General features: G+C 63.9%; 8 protein-coding genes. All 8 read left to right on the plus strand.

The window, feature by feature from the left end:
• Nucleotides 1-194 precede the first annotated feature (194 nt).
• The 8 genes from ABWU19_RS14255 to ABWU19_RS14290 all read left to right on the plus strand — a co-directional run bounded on the left by ABWU19_RS14255 (nucleotide 195) and on the right by ABWU19_RS14290 (nucleotide 4,259).
• Entirely contained in the window at nucleotides 195-365 is a 171-nt protein-coding gene (locus ABWU19_RS14255; RefSeq protein ID WP_435902320.1) for a hypothetical protein, read from the plus strand.
• Between the two features lie 68 nt (nucleotides 366-433).
• A complete protein-coding gene (locus tag ABWU19_RS14260; RefSeq protein WP_435902321.1) occupies nucleotides 434-820 on the plus strand; it encodes a hypothetical protein in 387 nt (128 codons plus the stop codon).
• Between the two features lie 80 nt (nucleotides 821-900).
• Nucleotides 901-1,494 carry a zinc metallopeptidase gene (locus tag ABWU19_RS14265; protein WP_435902322.1) on the plus strand — a complete coding sequence of 198 codons (594 nt, stop codon included), beginning with the start codon at nucleotides 901-903 and terminating at the stop codon, nucleotides 1,492-1,494.
• A 42-nt stretch (nucleotides 1,495-1,536) separates the two neighbouring features.
• Nucleotides 1,537-1,752, plus strand: coding sequence for a hypothetical protein (locus ABWU19_RS14270; protein ID WP_435902323.1), 216 nt, complete (start codon nucleotides 1,537-1,539; stop codon nucleotides 1,750-1,752).
• A 218-nt stretch (nucleotides 1,753-1,970) separates the two neighbouring features.
• Entirely contained in the window at nucleotides 1,971-3,029 is a 1,059-nt protein-coding gene (locus ABWU19_RS14275; protein WP_435902324.1) for a hypothetical protein, read from the plus strand.
• 67 nt (nucleotides 3,030-3,096) lie between these two features.
• Nucleotides 3,097-3,585: a hypothetical protein gene (locus ABWU19_RS14280; protein WP_435902325.1), complete on the plus strand. Its 489-nt coding sequence runs from the start codon at nucleotides 3,097-3,099 to the stop codon at nucleotides 3,583-3,585.
• A gap of 50 nt (nucleotides 3,586-3,635) precedes the next feature.
• Nucleotides 3,636-3,818 carry a peptidylprolyl isomerase gene (locus tag ABWU19_RS14285; RefSeq protein WP_435902326.1) on the plus strand — a complete coding sequence of 61 codons (183 nt, stop codon included), beginning with the start codon at nucleotides 3,636-3,638 and terminating at the stop codon, nucleotides 3,816-3,818.
• 45 nt (nucleotides 3,819-3,863) lie between these two features.
• Entirely contained in the window at nucleotides 3,864-4,259 is a 396-nt protein-coding gene (locus ABWU19_RS14290) for a DUF6788 family protein (protein ID WP_435902327.1), read from the plus strand.
• Nucleotides 4,260-4,340 lie beyond the last annotated feature (81 nt).

The following is a 4,340-nucleotide window of genomic DNA, read 5'->3' on the forward strand; positions in this document are numbered from 1 at the left end:
GGCGGCCTCACCCCGCAGGGTACGGGGCGGGTAGAGCCGGAAGCCGTTCTTCCCGTAGCGAATATAGGGCTTCATATTTTGATGGTAGCAAAAGCGGGCAGGGGTGGGGTTTTCTTGCCCCCGTCGTGGGGATTGAGCAGGGAACAGGGAGGCAAGAGCCAGGGGGCACCGTGAAGTGCCCCACCGCCAGGGGCATGAATCGAGAGATCAAAGCACGGCGGCGCTTGGCGGACTTCCTCGCCGAGCGGCGATACGTCTCCTACAGCCAGAAGGAGGTGCGGGCGCTGAAGCGGGCCGCGCACAAGGTCGAGCGGCGGATGGGCAAAAAGCTCATCGAAGAGGCCCTGATGAGCCAGGGGGCCTAGAGGCCCCATCGAGAAAGGCAACAACCCATAAGTCCTGACCGGAAGGCAGGCCGGGTATGGAGGTTTGTATGAGCAAGGACAATGGTGCATTCGGCGTGTTCGTGCCCGTGGAGGTGAACGAGGAAAAGACCTTCTGGAACCGCATCGGAGCGGGCTTCGTCAACAGCAAGGGGCTCACGCTGTTGCTCGATGCCATCCCCGTGCAAGGCCGGGCGGTGGTGGTGGCGGAGGGCCTGGCCACTGAGGACAAGCCCTTCAAGGTCTTTACCCCGGTGGAGTACGAGAAGGACGGGGAGCGGAAGACCCGCTGGACTCGCATCGGCACCGCCCTGGGCAACAAGAAGGGCCTCACCGTGCTCTTCAACGCCTACCCCACCAACGGCAAGGCGGTGGTGGTGATCGTGGAAGAGGAGAAGGAGGGGGAGAAGCAGGACGACGTGATTGATGTGTTCTAATCCAGGGCTGTCGTGCATGGTGGGGGCCTCGCTGTGGCGGGAGCCCCCTTTTTTTGTTTCCTTTGGGGGACAATAGAACTATGGCGCTGGAGCTTTTACTGTTGGGCATGTTGCTGGCCTCGTTGCTGGCCTACTACCTCGAGCGCACCCGGCGGGAGCGGGAGGCCGGGGTGGTGCTTCCCTTTTCCGGGGGGTATCTGCTCAGAAAGCGGAGTATCCCCTGGAGGCTGAGCCGCCAGGACGGGTTCTTCCCCATCTTCCGGGTGGTGTGGCTCCGGCGGGAGACGGCGGAGGGACGCACGGTGAAGGATGTGGCCCTCGCCGCGCATGAGGCGGCCCACGCTCTGAGGTTTGCCCGAGGGGAGCGCTGGGCCTGGATTGCCTACTATGTGCTCATCTTTAGATGGATGCTGCTGGGCAGCGGGCTGACCCTGGCTTTCCTGCTCAACCCGGCGGCCATCGGGGTGCTGGCCCTGGCTTACGCCGTGGGTTTGCTGTTCATCCCCGAGGAGGAGGCGGCGAGCGCTGAGGCAATGGGAATCCTCAGAGAGGAAGGTTTGAGAGAAGAGGAGCTGGAGGCGGCCCGGCGGCTGCTCGAGGTGTACGGGAAAAGCTACTGGCTGGTGCCCATCGTGGCGCTGGCGCTGTTGGGCGGGCAAGCGGCAGGACTCTAGGACGAACCAGGGGGCGGCAGAGGCCGCCCCACCGCTTTGGGCGTGAAAACGCTCGCAATAACCATCGGTGTCTTCAAGAACCAGGTCTACGCCTACCGGCTGCGCCAGGCCGAGGAGCGGGTGCGCCTCGAGCTCGGTCTCAAGGGGAGTGGGGGGTGGGACTGGCGGCCCTGGAAGGAAGGGGCGCTGGAAGAGATGCGGATGCTCTACCAGACGCTTCAAAGCTACGACCGGGGGCGGTGGCTGAAGACGGAGTAGGGTTCTTGCCCCCCTTGTTGCTTTTGAGTGGGTAGCGAGGGGGCAAGAACCACACTGTATTGCTCCGCCGTGGTATCCTGTTATCAGGAGGTAAAACCATGTACAACAGCATCAGCACGGTAGTTTGGGCAAACCGGATTCAGGCAGCTCTGGGGCGTGAGCCTCGGAGCGTTCAGGAGGCCCTCGAGGGTTTGAGGGCCGTCCTCAAGGGGGACGAGGTGGCGAAGAGGGAGTTCTTCAAGGCGGCGAGGGAGAATCAGCGCTTCGAGCGCTTCTCCCGCGATGACCGGGTTGCCCTCATCGTCTGGGCCGCCCTGAAGGAGGCCCTGGAGAAGACCCGCCGCCGCCTCGTCCAGAAGACCCCCTCCACGCTGGTCGTCCGCAAGGATGACCGCCTCAAGGAGGAGGTCAAAGGGGTCAAGTCCGTGGGTACGTGGAAAGGCCCGGACAAGGTGTACGAGGTGTTCCCGTGGGACACTAAAGTAACCTTGCGGAAGGGGGCGGAGATCAACCACCCCCAGTACGGTAAGGGCTATGTCCAGGAGGTGAGCGACCGCCACGCCCTGGTGCGCTTCAAAGCGGGCCCCAAGAAGCTCGCGTTGAAGGCCGCCAAAGGGATGCTGGTGGACAGGTACGCCCAGGCCCCCGACCGCCGGGTAGCCGACGCGAAGGGCTGGCTCGAGCGGTTCCTCTCTTCCGGGGAGGAGATTCGCAGCTTGAGCCGCCTGGAGCGGGAAGAGGAACTCGCGGGCAACCCGCACTTCTCCGAAGGCCTCATCTCGCAAGAGACGGTGGAGCGGCTGGAACGCGCAGGCTACCGCATAGACCCCTACAGCCTTGAGGGAGTAGATTCCCTGGTGGATTCCCTCCCCGCCAGGGAAGAGAAGTTCAAGGAGGGTGTCCTGGGGATCACTATCCTCAGAACCCGTGACGGCAAGGCTTTTGCTTCCCGCAAGCCTGGCTTGTGGGAGACGAAGGCGGCTCCTGATGCTTTCGAGAGCTTTACGGTTCTCGTCGAAGCGCAGGGGGCCCACGTGGTTCTGGCGGAGATGCTCCAGGAAGAGGGCTGGTCGGTGAGCGAGGTGCGCGAGCGCCTGAGGGAACTGGCCAAAGCCCTACCACCGGCTGATGCCAAGCGGCTCTTTGGTCTCTTGCAGGAGATCGCCGCCCTCCGCCTCTTGAAGGCGGAACTGCATCGTGCCGGGTATGCACCCGTTCGGGCCGTCGCTTACCGCGACTCGAGCGGGGAAGTTGTGTACACCGCTCCGGTGTACTAAGGTAAGCGTCCTTTCCTGCCTCTCAGGGAATGTCCTTTTCTCTGAGGGGTTCCTTTTTGGAGGGAATATGAAGGTAGTCTGGCGTCGCAGGTTTCCCTGGCACGAGCAGGCCTGGTGTGATGTGGATGTGTACCGGCTGGGGCTGGCGGTGCTGGTGGTGTTGCGCGACCAGGACGACCATGAGGGTCCCAGCCTGACCAATGCCCTGGAGGGGATGGCCCGCAAGGTGCGGCGGGAGCTCCTCGAGGAGGCCGGGCTGGCGGCGGATCAGGGCCACACCCGCAAGGCCGAAACGCTGCTGCACGAGTGGGCCCACACCCTGCTGCACTTTGGGGGAATGGACCTGCCCCGGGAGGTGGAAGAACTCGAGGCCGAAGCCACAGCCTACGCCGTGGGGCGGGAGCTCGGGCTGCCCATGAGCACGAGCCGGGACTACATCCTGAGCTGGCAGGGCACGGTGGAGGGGCTGGAGGCCTCCCCCGAGCGCATCGTGCGGGCGGCGCGGGAGATCCTGGAATGCCTCGAGCGGGAAGAACGAGTCCTGGCGGCAGCCTAAGCCAGGGGGCGGCAGAAGGCCGCCCCGTTTCTTTCGATGAGGTGATCGCTATGCAGATCGAACTCAGCGAAAAGGAAGTCAAAGCCCTGCTGGAACTCCTCAAAGAGCACATCAACTACGGCTGGATCGAGCAGGAGGGGGAGTTTGAGGTGTTGGCAAGCGGGCGGGTTTCAGCCACGCTCAAAGAGCTTTTGCGCCGCCTGAAGGCCGAGGCCAGGGCTAAAGCCGCCTAGCACCAGGGGGCCATCCGGCCCCTTCCTTCTTCTGAGGAGGGCTTTATGCCGATTGACTTAGAGGGCGAACGCAAGCGGGCGGTGCGGGCGCTGGACAACCTGCTGGCCCGCATCGAGGAAGCCCAGCGCGACCTCGAGCAGGCCCAGGCCCGGCTGGAGGGCCTGATCCCCATGCGGGTGGTGTGGAAGAAGAAGACCTGTGGCAAGGCGCAGTGCCGCTGCACTCGGGGAGCGCTGCACGGCCCCTACCCCTACCTGGTGGAGCACCGGGAGGGGAAGAAGCAGGAGCACTACCTCGGCAAGGGCTGGAGCCCACCGGAGGGGATGATCGCCCCGGAGCGTTTCCGGGTACTGATGGGGGAGTTCAGGGAGCAGCGGGCGCGGCTGGATCGGTTGCTGGATCGTCTGGATGAGGCTATCGAGGTCATGCGGCGGTGGTAGGTTTCTTGCCCCCTTATGCCGTATCCAGATGTTTCGAGGGGGCAAGAAAAATCCATCAGGAGCAAGGGCATGAAGGTCATC

Origin of the sequence: Meiothermus cerbereus, from assembly GCF_051297115.1 — a bacterium.
Classification (GTDB): domain Bacteria; phylum Deinococcota; class Deinococci; order Deinococcales; family Thermaceae; genus Meiothermus; species Meiothermus cerbereus_A.